The 21,012-nt window shown below is 69.6% G+C and carries 19 protein-coding genes; 12 read left to right on the top strand and 7 right to left on the bottom strand.

Annotation, left to right across the window (positions count from 1 at the left end; genetic code table 11):
• Window positions 1-12 precede the first annotated feature (12 nt).
• From HDA45_RS36110 to HDA45_RS36095, 4 genes are all read left to right on the top strand, one after another.
• A complete protein-coding gene (locus HDA45_RS36110; RefSeq protein ID WP_184903060.1) occupies window positions 13-939 on the top strand; it encodes an ATP-binding cassette domain-containing protein in 927 nt (308 codons plus the stop codon).
• Window positions 936-1,736, top strand: coding sequence for an ABC transporter permease (locus HDA45_RS36105; protein ID WP_184903057.1), 801 nt, complete (start codon window positions 936-938; stop codon window positions 1,734-1,736). Before HDA45_RS36110 ends, HDA45_RS36105 begins: the two co-directional genes overlap by 4 nt.
• A gap of 240 nt (window positions 1,737-1,976) precedes the next feature.
• On the top strand, window positions 1,977-2,945 hold the full coding sequence (locus HDA45_RS36100) for a COX15/CtaA family protein (protein WP_184903055.1): 969 nt from the start codon (window positions 1,977-1,979) through the stop codon (window positions 2,943-2,945).
• A 114-nt stretch (window positions 2,946-3,059) separates the two neighbouring features.
• Entirely contained in the window at window positions 3,060-4,007 is a 948-nt protein-coding gene (locus tag HDA45_RS36095) for an acyl-CoA desaturase (protein WP_184903053.1), read from the top strand.
• A gap of 69 nt (window positions 4,008-4,076) precedes the next feature.
• On the opposite strand, the gene HDA45_RS36090 is transcribed toward HDA45_RS36095, so the two are convergent.
• Window positions 4,077-4,949, bottom strand: coding sequence for an ATP-grasp domain-containing protein (locus HDA45_RS36090; protein WP_184903051.1), 873 nt, complete (start codon window positions 4,947-4,949; stop codon window positions 4,077-4,079).
• The gene (locus HDA45_RS36085) at window positions 4,946-5,254 is read right to left on the bottom strand and encodes a hypothetical protein (protein ID WP_184903049.1); all 309 of its coding nucleotides are present in this window, start codon (window positions 5,252-5,254) and stop codon (window positions 4,946-4,948) included. The genes HDA45_RS36090 and HDA45_RS36085 overlap by 4 nt, the downstream gene beginning before the upstream one ends.
• A 95-nt stretch (window positions 5,255-5,349) precedes the next feature.
• Here HDA45_RS36085 and HDA45_RS36080 point away from each other — a divergent pair, with 95 nt between their 5' ends.
• Together HDA45_RS36080 and HDA45_RS36075 are read left to right on the top strand one after the other, a co-directional pair.
• Window positions 5,350-6,321, top strand: a complete 972-nt coding sequence (locus HDA45_RS36080; protein WP_184903047.1) for a quinone oxidoreductase family protein — start codon at window positions 5,350-5,352, stop codon at window positions 6,319-6,321.
• Window positions 6,318-6,854 carry a GNAT family N-acetyltransferase gene (locus tag HDA45_RS36075; protein ID WP_184903045.1) on the top strand — a complete coding sequence of 179 codons (537 nt, stop codon included), beginning with the start codon at window positions 6,318-6,320 and terminating at the stop codon, window positions 6,852-6,854. Before HDA45_RS36080 ends, HDA45_RS36075 begins: the two co-directional genes overlap by 4 nt.
• 61 nt (window positions 6,855-6,915) lie before the next feature.
• Here HDA45_RS36075 and HDA45_RS36070 read toward each other — a convergent pair whose 3' ends face one another.
• From HDA45_RS36070 to HDA45_RS36050, 5 genes are all read right to left on the bottom strand, one after another.
• Window positions 6,916-7,161: a cold-shock protein gene (locus HDA45_RS36070; RefSeq protein ID WP_184903043.1), complete on the bottom strand. Its 246-nt coding sequence runs from the start codon at window positions 7,159-7,161 to the stop codon at window positions 6,916-6,918.
• Entirely contained in the window at window positions 7,161-7,727 is a 567-nt protein-coding gene (locus tag HDA45_RS36065) for an FKBP-type peptidyl-prolyl cis-trans isomerase (RefSeq protein WP_184903041.1), read from the bottom strand. The genes HDA45_RS36070 and HDA45_RS36065 overlap by 1 nt, the downstream gene beginning before the upstream one ends.
• A gap of 10 nt (window positions 7,728-7,737) precedes the next feature.
• Window positions 7,738-9,993, bottom strand: a complete 2,256-nt coding sequence (locus HDA45_RS36060; RefSeq protein ID WP_343072313.1) for a HelD family protein — start codon at window positions 9,991-9,993, stop codon at window positions 7,738-7,740.
• Window positions 9,994-10,063: 70 nt separating this feature from the next.
• Complete coding sequence (locus tag HDA45_RS36055; protein WP_343072220.1) at window positions 10,064-11,233, bottom strand: MFS transporter; 1,170 nt, start codon at window positions 11,231-11,233, stop codon at window positions 10,064-10,066.
• A 326-nt stretch (window positions 11,234-11,559) separates the two neighbouring features.
• Entirely contained in the window at window positions 11,560-12,540 is a 981-nt protein-coding gene (locus HDA45_RS36050) for a heme o synthase (protein WP_020637180.1), read from the bottom strand.
• A 299-nt stretch (window positions 12,541-12,839) separates the two neighbouring features.
• Between HDA45_RS36050 and tkt the strand changes: the two genes are divergently transcribed.
• The 6 genes from tkt to pgl are packed head-to-tail and all read left to right on the top strand — an operon-like array spanning window position 12,840 to window position 20,993.
• Complete coding sequence (gene tkt / locus HDA45_RS36045) at window positions 12,840-14,942, top strand: transketolase (RefSeq protein WP_184903036.1); 2,103 nt, start codon at window positions 12,840-12,842, stop codon at window positions 14,940-14,942.
• Between the two features lie 10 nt (window positions 14,943-14,952).
• Window positions 14,953-16,065 carry a transaldolase gene (gene tal / locus HDA45_RS36040; RefSeq protein WP_184903034.1) on the top strand — a complete coding sequence of 371 codons (1,113 nt, stop codon included), beginning with the start codon at window positions 14,953-14,955 and terminating at the stop codon, window positions 16,063-16,065.
• Window positions 16,066-16,073: 8 nt separating this feature from the next.
• Window positions 16,074-17,708 (top strand): glucose-6-phosphate isomerase, encoded by a 1,635-nt coding sequence (locus tag HDA45_RS36035; RefSeq protein ID WP_184903032.1) that lies wholly within the window; start codon window positions 16,074-16,076, stop codon window positions 17,706-17,708.
• Complete coding sequence (zwf, locus tag HDA45_RS36030; protein WP_184903030.1) at window positions 17,705-19,234, top strand: glucose-6-phosphate dehydrogenase; 1,530 nt, start codon at window positions 17,705-17,707, stop codon at window positions 19,232-19,234. The genes HDA45_RS36035 and zwf overlap by 4 nt, the downstream gene beginning before the upstream one ends.
• On the top strand, window positions 19,231-20,241 hold the full coding sequence (gene opcA / locus HDA45_RS36025) for a glucose-6-phosphate dehydrogenase assembly protein OpcA (RefSeq protein WP_184903028.1): 1,011 nt from the start codon (window positions 19,231-19,233) through the stop codon (window positions 20,239-20,241). Before zwf ends, opcA begins: the two co-directional genes overlap by 4 nt.
• Window positions 20,238-20,993, top strand: coding sequence for a 6-phosphogluconolactonase (pgl, locus tag HDA45_RS36020; protein WP_184903026.1), 756 nt, complete (start codon window positions 20,238-20,240; stop codon window positions 20,991-20,993). The genes opcA and pgl overlap by 4 nt, the downstream gene beginning before the upstream one ends.
• Window positions 20,994-21,012 lie beyond the last annotated feature (19 nt).

Below are 21,012 nucleotides of genomic sequence, written 5' to 3'. Positions count from 1 at the left end.
TCGTGACCTGTCGTGAACGCCCCCGCCGTCGAGATCACCGGGCTGGTGAAACGCTACGGATCCACCACCGCGGTCGATGGACTCGACCTGCGGATGGAACGTGGCACGCTGCTCGCGCTGCTCGGCCCGAACGGGGCCGGCAAGACAACCACCGTCGAGATCTGCGAAGGCTTCCTGCGCGCTGACAGCGGCGAAGTCCGGGTGCTGGGCCTGGACCCGTCACGGGACGGCTCGGCACTGCGGCCGCGGATCGGCGTGATGCCCCAGGGCGGCGGCGCGTATCCCGGTGTCCGCGCCGACGAGATGCTCGGGCTGGTCGCCGCTTGTGCCGCGAACCCGCTCGATCCGGCCTGGCTGCTGGACGTCCTCGGCCTTTCGGGAGCGCGCAAGACGCCGTTCAAACGGCTTTCCGGCGGGCAGCAGCAGCGACTTTCCCTCGCCTGCGCGCTCGTCGGACGTCCTGAACTGCTCTTCCTCGACGAGCCCACCGCGGGCATGGACCCGCAGGCCCGCCGCCTGGTCTGGGATCTGCTGGAGGCGCTGCGCGCCGACGGGGTCAGCGTGCTGCTCACCACGCATCTGATGGAGGAGGCCGAAACGCTGGCCGACACCGTGGTGATCGTGGACCACGGCAAGGTCGTCGTCGAAGGTTCTCCGCAGTCGCTGACCGTCGAGGCCGGCGAAGCCGCGCAGCTGCGGTTCAAGGCCCGCACGCGGCTCGACACCGGCCTGCTGACCGCCGCGCTGCCCGAAGGCCACCTCGTCCACGAATCTGCGCCGGGGACGTACCTCGTCGAAGGCGCTATCGACCCGCAAGTGGTGTCGACGGTGACGGCGTGGTGCGCGCAGCAGGGTGTCATGCCGGAGGAACTGCAGGTCGGCAGGCGCACGCTGGAAGAGGTCTTCCTGGAGCTGACCGGACGGGAACTGCGCGCATGACCACGACACCGGCACCGCGGTTCGCCCCGGGCACGTTCACCCCGGCCCCCGGCCGCGGCTCGCTCGGCAGGATGCTGCGCACGCACGCGAAGGTCGAGGCGAGCCTGACCCTGCGCCACGGCGAGCAGATCCTGCTGACCCTGCTCATCCCGCTCGCGCTGCTGATCGGCTTGTCGCTGCTGGACATCCTGCCGTCGTCACAGCTCGGCGAATCGTCCAAAGTGGACTGGATCACGCCGAGGATCCTGGCACTGGCGGTGATGTCGTCCGCGTTCACCGGACAGGCCATCGCACTGGGCTTCGACCGCCGATACGGCGTCCTCAAACGACTTTCCGCCACCGCGCTGCCCCGCTGGCTGCTCGTCGCGGGCCGGGTCGCGGCCGCGCTGGTCGTGGTCGCGCTGCAGGCGGTGATCCTCGGTGCGGTGGCCGCGCTGCTGGGCTGGTCGCCGTCGCTCGGCGGAATCCTCGGCGCGATCCCGTTCCTGATCGTCGGCACGCTCGCGTTCGGCGCGCTGGGCCTGCTGCTCGGCGGGGCGCTGCGCGCGGAGGCCGTACTGGCGCTGGCGAACATCGTCTGGTTCGTGCTGCTGCTCGCCGGCGGCATCCTGCTCGCGCCGTCGACGATGCCCTCGGGCGTCGCGACGATCGTCGAGCTGCTGCCCTCGGGCGCGCTCGCCGAAGGCCTGCGTTCGGTGCTGCTGGACGGTTCGTTCGGCTGGGGCCCGTTCGCGGTCCTCGTCGGCTGGGGCGTCGTCGCGGGCGCGCTGGCGAGCAAGACCACCAAGCTCACCTGAAGTTCTGTTGGCGGAGCTGAGATGGACCGGAAAAGGCGACCACACGCGTGAACCCGCCTCGGCCGAAGGCCCCGCTATCGCGGTGGCAGGACGCCCTGCCCGCCGTCGCGAGGTGGTTGACCAGGCAGCGTCCTGCCGACGTCGATCGCGGACGCGGGTTCACCACCAGACGCTGAGGCGGCCGACACACCGCGTGTAGCCGGTGGAACGCTCTCAGGAAGGGCGTTCTAGCATCGGGCGGTGCCGTTCCAGAGCCTTGTAGCGCGTCTGCCGTATCCCTCGTTCGCGGTTCAGCGAGCGGTCGCGATCGCGGCGGTGATCGCCCAGGCCGGAATCGGCGTCACCGGCTCGGTCGTCCGCGTGACGGGTTCGGGCCTCGGCTGCCCGACCTGGCCGCAATGCGTCGAAGGCAGCATCGTGCCGGTGGCGCACCCCGAGTTCGACGCGCTCACCCAGTGGATCGAATTCAGCAACCGCATGCTGACCGGCGTCGTCATCGCCGTCGCCGCGCTGTGCGTGATCACCGCGTGGCGCGTGCAGATCGAGCACCCGAGCCGCCGCCGTCTGGTGAAGCTGGCCTGGACGATGCCCGCGGGTGTGATGCTGCAGGCCGTCGTCGGCGGGATCACCGTGCTCGCGAAACTCGAATGGTGGACCGTCGCGCTCCACTTCCTGGCTTCCACTCCCCTGGTCTGGCTCGCGGTCCTGCTGCTGCGCGCGTTCAAGGAGGGCGACGAGCCCGCCCGCTGGCTGATCCCGGACGCGGGCCGCAAGACGCTGATCGCGCTCGCCGCGTCGATGTGGGCCGTCCTCGTGGCGGGCACCGTCGTGACCGGCGCCGGCCCGCACGGTGGCGACCCCGGCACCCACCGGCTCCAGGCCCCGATCGAGACGCTCACCCAGGTCCACGGTGGACTGCTGGTGGTCTACCTGATCGTGCTGGCCGTCTTCGGACTCCAGCTGATGCGCGGCCAGACGCCGAAGCAGCTGTGGCAGCGGTACACCCTCGCGTGGGTCATCGCGCTCGCCCAGGGCGTCCTGGGCTCGGTGCAGTACGCCCTCGGCGTGCCGGAGGCGCTGGTCTCGTTCCACGTCCTCGGCTCCGCGCTGGTGATCATCTCGACGGCGACACTGTGGTGCGGATCACGCGATCGTGGTCCCGTCACCTCGGCGACGGCGCCGGAACGCGAACTCGCCACCTCGAACTGACCCTCCGGCAAACCGGACGTAACCCCCGGGCGGCACGCTCGCCAGACACTGCCCTTACGCTGCGTTCGGTGCCCCACACGGGGGTCACCACCGAGTCGAGGCACGAGGTGTCGCATGACCGCCAGCACCGAGCCGGACGCACCGGCCAGTCAGTCCAAGCCCCTGATCTCCCATCGCCGAGGTTCCGGGGAGATGCTGATACTCAAGACCTTCCTGCTGGTCCCGTTCGTCGCGCTGATCGCCGCCGTGCCGATCGTGTGGGGCTGGGGCATGACCTGGGTCGATCTCGTGCTGGCGGCCGTGTTCTACACCGTCGGGACGCTCGGGGTGACCGTCGGCTATCACCGCTACTTCACCCACGGCGCCTTCAAGGCCGGACGGCCGCTGCGCGTCGCGCTCGCCATCGCCGGGAGTTTCGCGGTGCAGGGGTCGGTCATCTTCTGGGTGGCCAGCCACCGTCGCCACCACGCCTTCGCCGACCGCGAAGGCGACCCGCACTCCCCCTGGCTGTTCGGGACGTCGCCCACGGCGCTGCTGCGCGGGTTCTGGCACGCGCACATGGGCTGGATGTTCAGCCGCGAGGTGACCAACTACGAGCGTTTCGCGCCGGATCTGGTGGCCGACAAGGATCTTCGCGTGGTGAACCGCTACTTCTGGCTGTGGATCACGCTCAGCCTCGCGCTGCCCGCCGTCCTCGGCGGACTCATCAGCTGGTCATGGTGGGGCGTGGTGACCGGGTTCTTCTGGGCCGGGCTGGTCCGGATCGCGTTCCTGCACCACGTCACCTGGTCGGTGAACTCGATCTGCCACATGGTCGGCGAGCGCCCGTTCGCGAGCCGTGACAAGGCGGCGAACTTCTGGCCGCTGGCGATCCTGTCCATGGGCGAGTCGTGGCACAACTCCCACCACGCCGACCCGACCTGCGCGCGGCACGGTGTCCTGCGCGGACAGGTCGACGTCTCCGCGCGGGTGATCTGGCTGTTCGAGAAGTTCGGCTGGGCGCGGGACGTGCGATGGCCGAAGCCCGAGCGGCTGGCCGCGAAGCTCGTGAAGCCCGCCTGACCCGTCGCATTCAGTCCTCTGAATGCGGTAGTTGCCCACGCATCTACCGCATTCAGAGGACGAATCGCGTCAGGAGAGTTGCTGCCGCACGGCGGAAGCGAAGCGCCACGCGGCGGCGGCATCCGTCTGACGGAAGCCGAGTGAAGGCTCGACGAGCTCCAGTTCCAGCAGCAGCGGCCTGCCGTCCGGACCGGCGACGAGGTCGACGCGGGCGTACAGCAGTTCCGCCCGCAGGATGCCGAGCAGCGCCGCCGTCGCGTCGAGCACGTCCTCGGCGAGCGCGCGGAACGCGGCGGGCGGCTGCGCGGATCCGAGCTTCTCCGTGACCCACAGGCCGGATTCGTCGAGTTCCCGGCCCAGCATGGCGGCCTTCGAGAAAGCGTGCGAGTACACGCCGCCGAAGAACACCAGCGCCAGCTCACCGTCGGTGTCCACACTGGACTGATACGGCTGCATCACCACGGTGTGGTCCGCGTCGTGAAGACTCTTCAGATGCGACGCGGCGTACTCGGCGCCCTCGGGCGAGAACTTCCCGACACCACGGGATCCGGCACCGATCGCGGGCTTCAGCACGAAGTCGCCCTTGGGCCAGCGCGGGGTGCCGTCACCCGGCGCGATCAGCGTCGTCGGCACGACCGCGACCCCGGCGTCGCCGAGTTCGGCCAGATAGGACTTGTCGGTGTTCCAGCGCGCGACCTCGGCCGAATTGGACAGCGCGGGCACGGATTCGGCCCAGGACAGGAACTCGTCGCGGCGCTCGGCGTAATCCCAGGTGGCGCGCAGGACGACGATGTCCGCGGCGCCGAAGTCGACGGTCGCGTCGTCCCAGACGGCCCAGCGGGTCTTGAAGCCGAGGTCGGCCAGCGCCTCGGGAACGGCGTGCTCGTCGCCGTCGCCCTCCGGCACCCCGGAGCAGGACGCGAAGATCGCGGAGCCGGTCACTTCCCCGCCATCCGGCGGCGGTGCCCGGCGCCGATCTTGGTGGCCTTCACGGTCTCGCTGTCCCACTCGGCGGGCTCGAGGTCTTCGACGGCCTCGACCAGCGCGTCGCCGGCCTCCGTGGAGGCGACGACGACGTCGCCGAGCGCTCCGTCCGCACCCACGAGCACGACACGGGCGCCGATCCGGCCGATGTTCTCCACCACCGCGCGCGACGGCTTCCCGTGCCGCTTCACGAAGTCGCGGGCGGCCGCGACCTGGCGCGACGTGGGGGCGGCGGTCTCGGTCTTCTCTTCGGTCTCAGCCACGCGCCGAGCTTAACCGCGAAAGGTCCGCGACGCGGAATAACCGTGGCGTCGGCCATAGTTGTCCCGGTCGGAACGACCTTGAACGAGGAGGATGTATGCCCACGGCAGTGCAGATCCGGCGAACCGGCGGTCCCGAAGTCCTTGAGCTGTCCGAAGTCGAGGTCGGCGAGCCCGGTGCGGGGGAACTGCTCGTGGATATCGCCGCGGCGGGCGTCAACTACATCGACACCTATCACCGCGAGGGCATCTACCCGGTCGACAAGCCGTTCATCCTGGGCATGGAAGGCGCCGGGACGGTGGCCGCGGTCGGCGCGGACGTCTCCGGTTTCGCCGTCGGCGACCGGGTCGCCTGGCAGGGTTCGCTGGGCAGCTACGCCCAGCGCCGTCTGCTGTCCGCCGCGGTCGCGGTGAAGATCCCGGACGGCGTCACCGAGGAGACCGCCGCCGCGACGATGCTCCAAGGTGTCACCGCGCACGCGCTGATCGCCTCGACCTACGAGGTCAAGGCGGGCGACGACGTCCTGATCCACGCCGCCGCGGGCGGGATGGGCCTGCTGCTGGTCCAGCTGGCCAAGGCACGCGGCGCCCGGGTGATCGGCACCGTCTCCACCGACGAGAAGGCCGAGCTCGCCAAGCAGGCGGGCGCGGACGACGTCATCCGCTACGACCAGGTCGACTTCGCCAAGGCGGCCCGTGAACTCACCGGCGGCAAGGGTGTCGCGGTGGTCTACGACGGCGTCGGCAAGTCCACTGTGGACGGAAGCCTGGCGAGCCTGAAGATCCGCGGCCTGCTCGCCCTCTACGGCGCGGCCAGCGGTCCGGTGCCGCCGATCGACCCGCAACTGCTCAACCGCAGCGGCTCGGTGTACCTCACCCGCCCGACCTCCGCGCATTACGTGCTCACCCGCGAGGAGCTGGAGTGGCGGGTGAACGAACTGTTCGCCGCCGTTCAGGGCGGCTCGCTGAACATCCGCATCGGCGGCCGCTACCCCCTGGCCGACGCCCGTCAGGCGCACGAAGACCTCCAGGGGCGGCGCACCACCGGCAAGCTCCTGCTGATCCCGTGACGGCCCTCTGGTCCGGAGAAGTCCGGCTCACCGGCGAAGACCTCGTCTTGCGGGACTGGATCGAAGACGACATCGCGTTCATGCCGGGGCTGTTCGACAATCCCGCCGTCGCGCGGTTCACGCCGCTGCCGTCGCCGTTCGACGAGGTGGCGGCGAAGGCGCACTACGAGAAGTACCTCGTCCGCCGGGCGGAGGGCACGGGGCTGCGGCTGGCCATCACGGCCGACGGTGGCGAGCCGCTCGGCGAGGTCGTGCTGTTCCTGCGGGAAGAAGGCCACGTCGAGCTCGGCTACGCGGTCGGTCCGGCGCATCGCGGCCGGGATCTGGCGGCGCGGTCTCTCCGGGTCCTCACCGCGCACGCGCTGGAGCGCGGGCTCAGCCCGCTTCGGCTGCAGATCGACTCCGAGAACGCGGCGAGCGAGGCCGTCGCGCGCCGCGTCGGCTATGCCCTGACGGACTTGCCACCGGAGACGAAGGTCGAGAAGGGCCTGGAGATCACTCTGCTGACCTGGGAGTACACCGGGACCCGGTAGCGCGGTCCGTGAAGGCCTCCTTCCCTACCTTCAGAGTAGGGAAGGAGGCCTTCACGGACACTCAGCCGACAGACCGCACCCAGATCGCCCGCAGGTGGAATTCGTCCTGCTCGGCGTGCTCGACGGTGAGTTCCACCTCGTCATCGACCTGGAGCTGCCGGAACCCACCGGGACGGGCACCGGTCACCATCGAATAGTGAACCCAGATGGGATCGGCGAAGTCAGCCGACTCCACGACACCCCAGCCGTCGTCGACGAGCCAGGAACGGACCCGGCCGCGGTGGACCCGCCCGTCCGAGGTCCCCATCAGCCCTTGTCGGTCGGGACGCTCACGGCGTCGGTGACGAACACCAGGGTCTCGTTCGGCGCGATGCCGCGGCCGCCCTGGCCGTAACCGAGGTCCGGCGGGATGATCAGCAGCCGCCGCGCGCCCTGCTTGATCCCTTCGAGCCCCTGGTCCCAGCCCTTGATGACGTCACCCGCGCCGAGACTCAGGTCGAACGGCTCGCCGCGGTCGAACGAGCTGTCCAGCTTCTGCTTGTTGGACCAGGTGACCAGCGAATAGTTCATCTTCAGCTGCTGACCGGCCTTGGCACCCTCACCGGTGCCGGGCTCGAGGTCCTTGACGATGAGCTTCTTCGGCGGGTCGCAGTCGTCCGGGATGGTGATGGTCGGCGCCTCCCCGAACTTCCCGGTGGTCTTGACGTCCTCCGCCGTGCATTCCTTGCCCTTCGAAGCGGCGCCTGCCGCGCTGGAGGACGACGGGGCGGGGGCCGGGGTGGAGGCCGAGCCTGCGGTGTTCTGCTTCTCGCCACAGGCGGCCAGGGCGAGGACGCCCGCGCCGATGACCACGATCTTGCCGAATGTGCGCATGCGGCCGACCTTAGCCAAGACCCTCCAGCGCCGGAACAGCGTCACCGGTCTGCACCACACCCATCCGACGGGTCGCCCTGGTCAGGGCCACATAAAGATCGTTGAGCCCGCGCGGGGACTCCGCGACGACCTGATCGGGGGCGACCAGCACCACCGAATCGAACTCGAGCCCCTTGGCCCGCTCGACGGGCATCACCGAAACCCTGTCACCCGCCTCGCCGAGCGTCTCCGAAAGAGGAGCGATCAGGGACGCCGGGCACAGCACGGCGACGGTCCCACCGTCCACAGCGGACAGTTCGGCCTCGACGACGCCGGGCAGTTCCGCGATGAGATCCGCCGGTGTCACCGAGCGCAGCCAAGGCTCGAAACCCGTCTCTCGCACCGAAACCGGCGCTTCCAGCTCCGGGTTCACGTCGGCGAGCACCCGGGAAGCGACGGCCATGATCTCCGCCGGGGTCCGGTAGTTCACGGTCAGCTCTTCGAGCCGCCAGCGATCGGCGACGTACGGCGACAGCACCTCGCCCCACGACCGCGCTCCCCCGGCCGCCCCGGTCTGGGCGACGTCACCGACGAGCGTCATCGACCGGTTCGGCGACCGGCGCATCAGCAGCCGCCAATCCATCGCGGTCAGTTCCTGCGCCTCGTCGACGATCACGTGCCCGAAGGTCCAGGTCCGGTCCTGGGCGGCCCGCTGCGCCGCGGTCATCTCGCTGCGGCGATGCTGGCGTTCGGCGAACAATTCGGCGTCGAGGACGTCACCGACCCGCAGCAGTTCCTCGTCGATGATCTCCTCGTCCTGCTCGAGGATATCGAGCACGCCTTCCGCGTAGGCGCGGTCTTCCCGCTCACGGCGAGCCCGCTCGGCCCGGAGGTCGGTGTCGTCCTCGCCGAGCAACTCGGCGAGCTCGTCGAGCAACGGGACGTCGGCCGGGCTCCACTTCGCGTCCGTCGGGCTGTGGAGATGCTCACGATCGGTGTCCGACAAGGCTTTCCCGGCCGCGCTCCGCAACCGTTCGCGGTCGGCGAACAGCTCGTCGAGCACGATCTCGGGGGTGAGCTTGGGCCACAGCCCGTTGATCGCGGCGGCCACGTTCTTGTCGGCGGAGACCTCGGCGCGGATGTCCTGGACGTCCCGCGCGTCGAGCAGGTCCTCCCCCAGTTTGCGGGCGGCCTGGCGGGTCAGCGCGTCGAGGAGGTCCGAGACGAAGATCCGCCGGGCGAGGTTGTGCGGACGGCGCGAGCGGCGGGCCCGCGTCCGCGCCTCGGTGCAGGTCTTGCGGTCGAGCATGAGGATCTCGCGCTCGAATTCGATCTCCAGCACCGGCTCCGGGACCCGCTGGCGATCACGGACCGCGGCGGCGAGCACGTCGGCCATCACCGGGCGGCCCTTGATCTCGGCGGCCTCGCGGGTGACCGGCCCGGTGGCGTCCAGACCCGGGTACAGCTGCCCGATCGTGGCCAGCAGCACCCCGGTCTCACCCAGCGACGGCAGGACCTGCCCGATGTAGCGCAGGAACGTGCTGTTCGGCCCGACCACCAGCACGCCGCGCGTGGTGAGCTGCTGCCGGTGCGTGTAGAGCAGGTACGCCGCGCGGTGCAGCGCGACCGCGGTCTTGCCGGTGCCCGGGCCGCCCTGGACCACCAGGACGCCGTTCGGCGACGCGCGGATGATGCGGTCCTGCTCGGCCTGGATGGTGGCGACGATGTCGCTCATCTCGCCGGTGCGGCGGCGTTCGAGCGCGGCCAGCAGCGCGGCCTCCCCCGCGAGTCCGAGGTCTTGGCCCTGGTCGGCGGCGGAGAGGTCGAGGATCTCGTCGTCGACTCCGACGACCTTCCGGCTCAGCGACCGGATGTGGCGACGCCGTCGGACACCTTCGGGTGAGGCGGCCGTCGCGAGGTAGAAGGGCCGCGCGACCGGCGCGCGCCAGTCGACGAGCAGCGGACGGTACTCGTCGTCCTCGTCGAACAGCCCGAGCCGCCCGATGTAGGTGGTCTCCTCCGCGTGATCGGGCAGGAAGTCGAGGCGGCCGAAGCACAGCCCCTGCTCGACGGAACTCAGCTGGGACAGCCTGTCGGTGTACAGCGTCGTGGCGACGTCGCGTTCGGTGCGAGCCTGCGGGGTGCCGCCGGTCTGGCGCAGCGTCTGGTCGAGCCTGCGCTGCGCGTCGACGCGTTCGGCGTCGAGCTTGCGGTAAAGGGTGGTGACGTACTCCTGCTCGAGCGCGACATCCTGCTCGAGCGCGTCGAGTTCCCGGTCCGGGGACACGGACAAAAGCAGCCTGCTTTCGAGAGGTGGGACAGGGGCCGAAAGAGGTACAACGGCGCCCGCCATCATCTCATTCCCGCGTGCGCACCCGGACCAGGAGGAAGGCCGCCAGCGAAAGGCCGGTCGCGACACTCGCCCAAACGAGGTTCTCGTGCAGCAGGACGGCGAGCGTGGCCGCGACACCCGCGATGGACTGCGCGAGGAAACCGCACAGCGCGACGGCCTGGGCGCCGTGTCCGGGAACCGTGCTCACCGCGACGGCCATGCTGCTCGGGAAGAGCGCGGCCTGGCCGAAGGTGGTCCCGCAGTACAGCGCGATGAACGTCACGAGCGCGGCCGTGAGCGGGATGCCGGGCAGCAGCCACAAGGCGACCGTCAGCGCTCCGGCACCCGTCATGACCAGCGCGCCCGCCCGCGTCAGCCAGGGCGAGCCCTTGCTGCTCGCCAGCCGGTTCACCAGCAACGCGCCGCCGAAGTAGGCCAGCCCGAACAGGAGGCCGAGGCTGCCGTACTGGTCCACGCTCAGGCCGAAATGCTGCTGGAAGACGAACGGGGCGACCTCCTGGAGGAGCACGATCGTCGCGAAGCCGAGTCCGGCCGCGATCGTCGGCCGCAGGAACGCCGGGACGGTGAGGATCCGGAGCACGCCGGTCTTCTCGACGCGGCCGCGGGCGAGCGGGATCGTCAGCGTGCCCGCGACGCAGATCACCCCCGCCGCCGTCAAAACCGCGAACCCGCCCTGCCAGCCGCCGATCAACCCACCGACGAACTGCCCGCCGCCGAGCGCCGTGACGAACGCGATGGACAGCACCGAAAGCCGTTTGGCGAGCGCGTCGCCGTCACCGAGGTCCCGGACGGCGATACGGGCGACGATGGCCGCACCACCGGCACCGATCCCTTGCAGGGAACGAAGAATCAGCAGCCAGGTCGGCGAGGTGTTGCCGATCAGCACCGCACTGGAAACGACGAAGAGGCCGAGCGCCGCCAGCATCGCGGTCCGCCGCCCGAGGCGGCCGGCCACCCAGCCCCACAGCACCACCGGTGCCGCCGCGCCGATGACGAACAGCGAAACCGACAGTGCCGCGAAGCTGCGTGACACGGCGAAGTCGCGCTCGATCGCGGGGAGGGAGGGCAGGTAGATCGTCGTCGCCATCTGGGCCGTGAAGACGACCAAGCAGGCGACAGCCATGGTCCTGCGCTCGGCACGGACGGGGGCCGGGCGCTCGGTTGTGGACGTCACTTCGCCGGACGGTACCGACGGGTAACCCCGCGCGTCGCCCATGTCACCCCTTGGGACGCCACGACCCGCCCCAACGCACTTCGTCCTCCCCGCGCCAGTCGCCTGCGCCGGCCGGACGTGTTGCGAAAGCCACTTTCGCAACCTTCAACGTTGCGAAAGTGGCTTTCGCAACGGCGACGGCCAGCAGCACCGCACTCACGTGATCAAACCCGGAACTCGCGTGATTGGGGACGGAACTCGCGTGATCAAGCACCGCACACCCGAGTGCGGCCTCCAGTCACGTGAGTCACGTCCCTGATCACGCGAGTCACGTCCGCGCTACAAGATCAGAAGGGCAGGCCGATGGCGGGCAGGCCGATGGCCGAGTCCACGGCCAGCGCGACGAACACGATCATCAGGTACGTGTTCGACCGGTGGAACAGCGACATCGGCTTGGTCTCCTCGCCGCGCCGCACCGCCGCGTTCAGGCTGTGCGCGTAGAAGAGGAACCAGCCGCCCGCCAGGATCGCGAAGGTCGTGTAGATCCAGCTCGTCACCGGGACCAGCAGCAGCGTCCAGGCGACCATCACCCACGAGTAGATGACGATCTGCCGCGCCACGTGCTGCGGGGTGGCGACCACCGGGAGCATCGGGACGCCGGCGCGCTCGTAGTCGTCGCGGTACTTCATGCCCAGCGCCCAGGTGTGCGGCGGGGTCCAGAAGAAGATGACGCCGAACATCACGAACGCGGGCCACTCGACGGTGCCGGTGACGGCGGCCCAGCCGATGACGACCGGCATGCAGCCCGCCGCGCCGCCCCAGACCACGTTCTGTGACGTACGCCGCTTCAGCACCAGCGTGTAGACGAAGATGTAGAACAGGATCGTCGCGATCGCGAGAATCGCCGAGAGCAGGTTCACCGTGAAATAGAGCACGACGGCGGACAGCACGCCGAGTACGAGACCGAAGATCAGCGCGCCGCGCCGGGGCACCGATTCCTTCACCAGCGGACGGCGCTTCGTGCGGTTCATCACCTTGTCGATGTCCGCGTCGATGACGCAGTTCAAGGCGTTGGCGCTGCCGGCCGCCATGGTGCCGCCCACGAGCGTCGCGAGCACCAGCCACGGCGACGGGATTTCCCTGCCTGCCAGGAACATCGCGGGAATCGTGGTGACGAGAAGGAGCTCGATCACCCTGGGCTTCGCGAGGGCGGCGTACGCGCCGACGACCTGGCGGATTGTTCGCCGGCCACCGTGCGGTCGTTCACCGGTCGGATGTACGGCGCTGGTGCTGTCACTGCGTCCGTGCGCAGCGTTCACCAACGACATTTCACTCCCTGCGTCAGTTTTCGGGGCGGGGTCCACCAGGCTTCCGGGTGATGTGGCGGCCCCGGATCCCCGTGTTCTGAACCCTTCCTCGATGTTAGACGTGCTGTTTCCAGAGGGTGATCGCGGGTCCTCGACCGGCCGAACCATTAGGCTGGCCGCGGTAGGTCGCGGCGTGCCTCTGCGAACGGCCCGGAGCAGGAATATCGTCCCTTCCGGATCGATTGAGATTAGTAGCGGTACACGTGGGTTACCCACGAGGGAAGAGAAGCCACAACCTGATGACGGGGAGTTCGAGTTCAGTGTCCGAAACCGCCTCTACCAGCGAGAAGAACCCACTCCTCCGGCGCAACGTGCCCGCCGACTGGACCGACCTCGACACGCGGGCCGTCGACACCGTTCGGGTGCTCGCCGCGGACGCGGTCGAGAACTGCGGCAGCGGTCACCCCGGCACCGCGATGAGCCTGGCGCCGCTCGCCTACACGCTGTTCCAGCGGACGCTGCGTCATGACCCGGCGGACCCCGAGTGGCCCGCGCGCGACCGCTTCATCCTTTCCGCGGGGCACTCGAGCCTGACCCTCTACATCCAGCTGTACCTCGCCGGGTTCGGCCTGGAGCTGGAAGACCTGAAGCAGCTCCGCAAGTGGGACTCGAAGACCCCCGGTCACCCGGAGTACCGCCACACCAAGGGCGTCGAGACCACCACCGGCCCGCTCGGCCAGGGGCTGGCCAACGGTGTCGGCATGGCGATGGCGGCCCGCCGCGAGCGCGGCCTGCTGGACCCGGAGCCCGCCGTCGGCGAGAGCATCTTCGACCACTACGTCTACGTGGTCGCCTCCGACGGTGACATCGAAGAGGGCGTCACCGCCGAAGCCTCGTCGATCGCCGGCCGCCAGGAACTGGGCAATCTGATCGTCTTCTGGGACGACAACGAGATCTCGATCGAGGACGACACCAAGATCGCGCTTTCCGAGGACGTCGTGAAGCGCTACGAGGCCTACGGGTGGCACACCCAGGTCGTCGAGGGTGGCGAGGACGTCGTCGCGATCGAAGAGGCCATCAAGGCCGCGAAGGCCGAGACCGAGCGTCCGTCCTTCATCGCGCTGAAGACCGTCATCGGGTACCCGGCGCCGAAGAAGATGGGCACCGGCAAGGCGCACGGCGCCGCGCTGGGCGCCGAAGAGGTCGCCGCGGTCAAGGAGATCCTCGGCTTCGACAAGGACCAGAACTTCCAGGTCGACGACGAGGTCATCGCGCACACCCGCCAGGCCGTCGACCGCGGCAAGACCGCGCGCGCCGAGTGGCAGGAGCAGTTCGAGGCGTGGGGCACCGCCAACCCGGAGCGCAAGAAGATCGCGGACCGGATGGCCACCCGCTCGCTGCCCGAGGGCTTCGCGGACAACCTGCCGACGTGGGAGCCGGACGCCAAGGGCATCGCGACCCGCAAGGCCTCCGGTGAGGTGCTCAACGCGCTCGCCGACCCGCTTCCCGAGCTGTGGGGCGGTTCCGCGGACCTCGCGGAGAGCAACAACACCACCATGAAGGGGGCCGACTCGTTCGGCCCGGAGAAGGCTTCCACCGACATGTGGAAGACCAGCCCGTACGGCCGGACGCTGCACTTCGGCATCCGCGAGCACGCGATGGGCTCGATCCTCAACGGCATCGCGCTGCACGGCGGCACCCGTCCCTACGGCGCGACGTTCCTGATCTTCTCCGACTACATGCGCCCGCCCGTGCGGCTGGCCGCGCTGATGAAGGCGCCGGTCACCTACGTGTGGACGCACGACTCGATCGGTCTCGGCGAGGACGGCCCCACCCACCAGCCGATCGAGCAGCTCTCCTCGCTGCGCGCGATCCCCGGCCTCAACGTCGTCCGCCCGGCGGACGCCAACGAGACCGCGTACGCGTGGAAGGCCGTCCTGGAGGACGTCCACCACCCGTCGGGCCTCGCGCTGACCAGGCAGAACGTGCCGGTCCTGGAGGGCACCAGCGCCGAAGGCGTCAAGCGGGGCGGTTACGTCCTCGCCGAGGCGTCCGATGGCAAACCCCAGGTCGTGCTGATCGCGACAGGCTCCGAGGTCCAGCTGGCCGTCGAGGCTCGCAAGACCCTCGAAGCCGACGGCATCACGGCGAGCGTCGTCTCGATGCCGTGTGTCGAGTGGTTCGACGCGCAGGACCAGTCCTACAAGGACTCCGTCCTCCCGCCGTCGGTCAAGGCACGCGTCTCCGTCGAAGCCGGTATCGCCCTTTCGTGGCACCGCTTCACCGGTGACGCCGGGGAGAACGTCTCGATCGAGCACTTCGGTGCCTCGGCCGACGCCGGCACTCTGTTCCGCGAGTTCGGTTTCACCGCGGAAGCCGTCGTCGACGCCGCCCGTCGCTCGATCGCCAACACCAAGAACTGAAGGGGAAAGCATGAGCAACGACAAACTCGCTCAGCTGTCCGAGGCAGGAGTGTCGATCTGGCTCGACGACCTGTCCCGTGAGCGCCTGAACACCGGCAACCTCGCCGACCTGATCCGCGACAAGCACGTCGTGGGCGTCACGACCAACCCGACGATCTTCGCCAACGCGATGTCGAAGGGCGAGGCGTACGACGAGCAGACCAAGGAGCTCGCCGCGCGCGGCGCCGACGTCGAAGCCACCATCCGCGAGCTGACCACCACCGACGTGCGCAACGCCGCGGACCTGTTCCGCGACGTCTACACCGCCACGAACGGGGTCGACGGCCGCGTGTCCATCGAGGTGGACCCGCGTCTGGCCAAGGACACCGACAAGACGGTGGCCGAGGCGCAGGACCTGTGGAAGACCGTGGACCGGCCGAACGTGCTGATCAAGATCCCGGCCACCGAAGAAGGCATCCCGGCGATCACCAAGACCCTGGCCGAGGGCATCAGCGTCAATGTCACGCTGATCTTCTCGGTCGAGCGGTACAAGGCGGTCATCGAGGCCTACTTCGCCGGCCTGGAGCAGGCCAAGGCCAACGGCCACGACCTCAAGGGCATCCACTCGGTCGCGTCGTTCTTCGTGTCCCGTGTGGACACCGAGATCGACAAGCGGCTCGGCGCCATCGGCACCGACGAGGCCAAGGCGCTGCGCGGCGAGGCCGCCATCGCCAACGCGCGGCTCGCGTACGCGGCGTTCGAGGAGCTTTTCGCCTCGGACCGCTGGAAGAAGCTCGCCGAGGCGGGCGCGAACGCGCAGCGTCCGCTGTGGGCCTCCACCGGTGTGAAGGACCCCGAGTACTCAGACACCCGCTACGTGGACCAGCTCGTCGTCAAGGACACGGTCAACACGATGCCGGAGAAGACCCTCGACGCCGCGGCGGACCACGCCGACGTCACCGGCGACACGGTGACCGGCAAGGGAGCCGACGCGCAGGCCGTCTTCGACAAGCTGAGCGCCGTGGGCATCGACATCACCGACGTGTTCCTCACCCTCGAGAACGAGGGCGTCGAAAAGTTCGAGAAGTCCTGGACCGAACTTCTCGAGACCGTCACCGGGCAGCTGGAAAAGGCAAAGGACTGATCTGGACGATGGCAGGGGAAACGACCGGCGTCGAAATCGTCGACGCCGCCCTGGCCGGCGAAGCCGCTCCGTTCGCGGAGCGGCTCGTCGCCGACCAGGTCGCATCGAAATTGGCGTCCCAGGACGCCACACTGTGGGGTCCCGAAGCCGAGTCCGAAGCGTCGATCCGTCTCTCGTGGACGACGCTGCACAAGTCCTCGCGGCCGTTGATCGGCGAGATCGAGGCACTGCGGACCGACCTGCGTTCGGAGGGCGTCGATCGCGTCGTCCTCGCGGGCATGGGCGGTTCGTCGCTGGCCCCCGAGGTCATCACCGGGACGGACGGCGTCCCGCTGACCGTCCTCGACACCACTGACCCTGGCCAGGTCGCCGACGCGCTCGCCGGTGACCTGGAGCGCACGGTCATCGTCGTGTCGTCGAAGTCCGGCGGCACCGTCGAGACCGACAGCCACCGGCGGATCTTCGCGAAGGCCTTCGCCGACGCGGGCATCGACGCCGCGCGGCGGATCGTGGTCGTCACCGACCCGGGTTCGCCGTTCGCGGAACTGTCCGAAAAGGAGGGTTACCGCAAGGTCTTCCTCGCCGATCCGAACGTCGGCGGCCGCTACTCGGCGTTGACCGCGTTCGGGCTCGTCCCGGCCGGGCTCGCCGGCGCGGACGTCGCCCGCCTGCTCGACCAGGCCGCTTCGGCGGCCGACTCGCTCGCCGCCGACACCGTGGACAACCCCGCGGTCAAGCTGGCGGCGGCATGGGTCGCGGCGCACGAAAAGGGCGCCGAGAAGGTCGTCATCGCCACAGTGCCTTCAAAAGAGGGTGGCTCCGTACTCAAGGGCTTCGCCGACTGGGCGGAGCAGCTGATCGCCGAGTCCACCGGCAAACAGGGCACCGGTCTCCTCCCGGTCGCCGTCGAAGGCCCGGACTCCCCCGGTTTCGCCGACGCCAAGGAAGACGCCACCCCGGTGACCGTCGGCCAGGCGGAAGGCGCCGCGAAGATCTCCGTGACCGGCTCGCTCGGCGCGCAGTTCCTGCTGTGGGAGTTCGCCACCGCGTTCGCCGGACGGCTGCTCGGGATCAACCCGTTCGACCAGCCCGACGTCGAGGCCGCCAAGAAGGCCGCGCGGTCGCTGCTCGACAACCCGGACAAGCTCAAGGGCGGCGAAGAGCCGTCCACTGTGGACGGCGCGGTCGAGGTGTTCGGTTCGGACGGAGTCGCCACCGACGGGAAGCTCGCGGACATCCTGCGGGCTTTCTTCGACTCCGCCCCGGAAACGGGCTACATCGCGGTGCAGGCGTACCTCGACCGGCTCGACGACGCGTCGACGTCGATCCTGCGCGGCGAGATCGCCAAGCGCACCGGCCGCCAGACCACCTTCGGGTGGGGGCCCCGGTTCCTGCACTCGACAGGGCAGTACCACAAGGGCGGGCACCAGAACGGGGTCTTCCTGCAGATCACCGGCGCCGTCGAGCAGGATCTCGACGTGCCGGACAGGCCGTACACCCTCGGCGTGCTGCAGCACGCGCAGGCGCTGGGTGACGGTCAGGTGCTCGCGGAGCACGGTCGTCCGGTGCTGCGGCTGCACCTCACCGACCGGGCCGCCGGCCTGGCCGAGCTGGTCCGCGCGGTACAGGAGGCAGGCGAGTGACCCGAGCCTGGAGCAACCCGCTGCGCGACCCGCGTGACAAGCGGCTGCCGCGGATCGCCGGGCCGTCCAGCCTGGTGATCTTCGGCGTGACCGGTGACCTCGCCCGCAAGAAGCTGATGCCGGCGATCTACGACCTCGCCCACCGCGGGCTGCTGCCCGCCGGGTTCTCGCTGGTCGGTTTCGCCCGCCGGGACTGGGAACACCAGGACTTCGGCGAGCTCGTGCACGACTCGGTCAAGGAGCACGCGCGGACGCCGTTCAAGGAGTCGGTGTGGAACAGGCTCGCCGAAGGCATCCGGTTCGTGCAGGGCACCTTCGACGACGATGACGCCTTCGACAGGCTCGCGCAGACGGTCAAGGACCTCGACGCCGAGCGTGGCACCGGCGGCAACACCGCGTTCTACCTGTCGATCCCGCCGAGCGCGTTCCCAGTGGTGACCAAGCAGCTCGCCCGCTCCGGTCTCGCCGACGCGAGCGACGAGACCTGGCGCCGCGTCGTCATCGAGAAGCCGTTCGGCCGCGACCTCAAGAGCGCCAAGGAGCTCAACGAGATCGTGAACGACGTCTTCCCCGAGGAGTCGGTGTTCCGCATCGACCACTACCTCGGCAAGGAGACGGTGCAGAACCTGCTGGCGCTGCGGTTCGCGAACCAGCTGTTCGAGCCGATCTGGAACGCCAACTACGTCGACCACGTGCAGATCACCATGGCCGAGGACATCGGCCTCGGCGGCCGCGCGGGGTACTACGACGGCATCGGCGCCGCACGCGACGTCATCCAGAACCACCTCCTGCAGCTCCTCGCGCTGACAGCGATGGAGGAGCCGGTCTCGTTCGCGCCGCGTGCGCTGCGGTCGGAGAAGGTCAAGGTGCTTTCGGCGACGAAGCCACTGGGACCGCTGGATGAGACCACCGCGCGCGGGCAGTACGCGGGCGGCTGGCAGGGCGGTTCGAAGGTGCCGGGCCTGTTGCAGGAAGACGGTTTCGCGAAGGACTCGACCACCGAGACCTACGCCGCGGTGACGCTCGAGGTGCAGAACCGCCGCTGGGCGGGTGTGCCGTTCTACCTGCGCACCGGCAAACGGCTGGGCCGCCGGGTCACCGAGATCGCCGTGGTGTTCAAACGCGCGCCGCATCTGCCGTTCGACTCGACCTCGACCGAGGAACTGGGCCAGAACGCGCTGGTGATCCGGGTGCAGCCCGACGAGGGCATCACGCTGCGGTTCGGGTCGAAGGTGCCGGGGACCACGATGGAGGTCCGCGACGTCACGATGGACTTCGGCTACGGGCACGCGTTCACCGAGTCCTCGCCCGAGGCCTACGAGCGGCTCATCCTGGACGTCCTGCTCGGCGAACCGTCGCTGTTCCCGGTGAACGAAGAGGTCGAACTGTCCTGGGAGATCCTCGACCCGATCCTCGACCACTGGGCCAAGAAGGGCGCGCCCGAGGCGTACCCGCCCGGTTCGTGGGGACCGCCGTCCGCGGACGAAATGCTGGAGCGTACCGGCCGGAACTGGAGGCGTCCGTGATCATCGACCTGCCGTCGACCACGACGTCGCAGCTGAACAAGAAACTCGTCGAGATCCGCGAACAGGGCGGGCAGGTGGCGCTCGGCCGGGTGCTGACGCTGGTCATAGTGGCCGACGACGACGACAAACTCGAAGAGGCGATCGAAGCCGCCAACGAGGCCAGCCGGGAGCACCCCTCGCGGGTGATCGTGGTGGCCAAGGGCGCGCGGACGGCGGCGCCGCGGATCGACGGCCAGATCCGGGTCGGCGGCGACGCCGGCGCGAGCGAGGTCATCGTGCTGCGGCTCTACGGCCCGCTCGCCGCGCAGGGGCAGAGCGCGGTCGTGCCGCTGCTCCTGCCGGACGCGCCGATCGTCACCTGGTGGCCCGGCACCGGTCCCAAGGCTCCGGCCAAGGACCCGCTCGGCGAGCTGGCCCAGCGCCGGATCACCGACTCCGCCGCGGAAAAGGCACCGGTGCGGGCACTCACCACCCGGGCGAAGTCCTATGTGGAGGGTGACACCGACCTGGCGTGGACGCGGCTGACCAGCTGGCGCGCGCAGCTGGTGTCCGCTTTGGACCTTCCGCCGCATGAGAAGGTCACCGGGGCGACAGTGACCGGCGAGGCCGACTCGCCGTCGACAGAGCTGCTCGCGGGCTGGCTGGCCGAGTACCTCAAGGTGCCGGTGAAGCGGGTCAAGAGCACCGGCGCCGCGGGCATCATCTCGGTGACGCTGGAGCGGCGCTCCGGCCCGGTGGAACTGCACCGGCCGGACGGGCGGGTCGGCACGCTGACCCAGCCCGGCCAGCCGACGCGCCGGATCGCCCTGCAGCGGCGGGACAACAAGGACTGCCTGATCGAGGAGCTGCGACGGCTCGACCCGGACGAGGTCTACGAGGCTTCGCTGAACGGGCTCTCCAAGATCTCGTCGGGAACGGCGGCCAAGGCCGCTCCGGCGAAGAAGGCGGCTCCGGCCGCTTCCAAGAAGAAGGCCCCTGTCGCCGCTTCGAAGAAGGCCACCTCATGAGCAAGACCGAGGTCGTCGTCTACCGGAACCCGGACCTCCTGGCCGCCGCCGCGGCGGCGCGGCTGGTCACCCGGATCGTGGACGTCCAGGCGGCCAAGGGTTCCGCTTCGGTGGTGCTCACCGGCGGCGGCACCGGGATCGGGATCCTCCGGGAACTGCGCGACTCCAGTGCTCGTGACGCCATCGACTGGTCGCGTCTCGACATCTACTGGGGCGACGAGCGCTTCGTCCCGGCGGACTCGGACGAACGCAACGAGAAGCAGGCCCGCGAGGCGCTGCTCGACCACGTCCCGCTCGACCCGAAGCGGGTGCACGCCATGGCACCGTCGGACGGCGAGTTCGGCGACGACGTCGACGCGGCGGCAGCGGCCTACGCCGAGGTGCTGACCGACGAGGTTCCGGCGTTCGACATCATGCTGCTGGGTCTCGGCGGGGAGGGGCACACCGCCTCGATCTTCCCCGAGAGCCCGGCGGTGTACGAGAAGGAGCGTTCGGTCGTCGCGGTCCGCGACTGCCCGAAACCGCCGCCGACCCGGATCTCGCTGACCCTGCCCGCGATCCGTCGCGCGCAGGACATCTGGCTGGTCACCGGCGGCGAGGCCAAGGCGGACGCCGTCGCGCAGGCGCTGGCCGGTGCGGGCGAGGTCCAGATCCCGGTGGCGGGAGCACGCGGCAGCCGTCGCACGCTCTGGCTGCTGGACCAGGGCTCCGCCTCGAAGCTCACGAAGGTCTATCAGACCCCGTCTGCCTGACCTTTAGCGCGTGAAGGCC

This window comes from Amycolatopsis umgeniensis, from assembly GCF_014205155.1.
Taxonomy (GTDB): Bacteria; Actinomycetota; Actinomycetes; order Mycobacteriales; family Pseudonocardiaceae; genus Amycolatopsis; species Amycolatopsis umgeniensis.
Note: the sequence above shows the minus strand (reverse complement) of the source record. Positions and strands in the feature narration are given on the sequence as shown.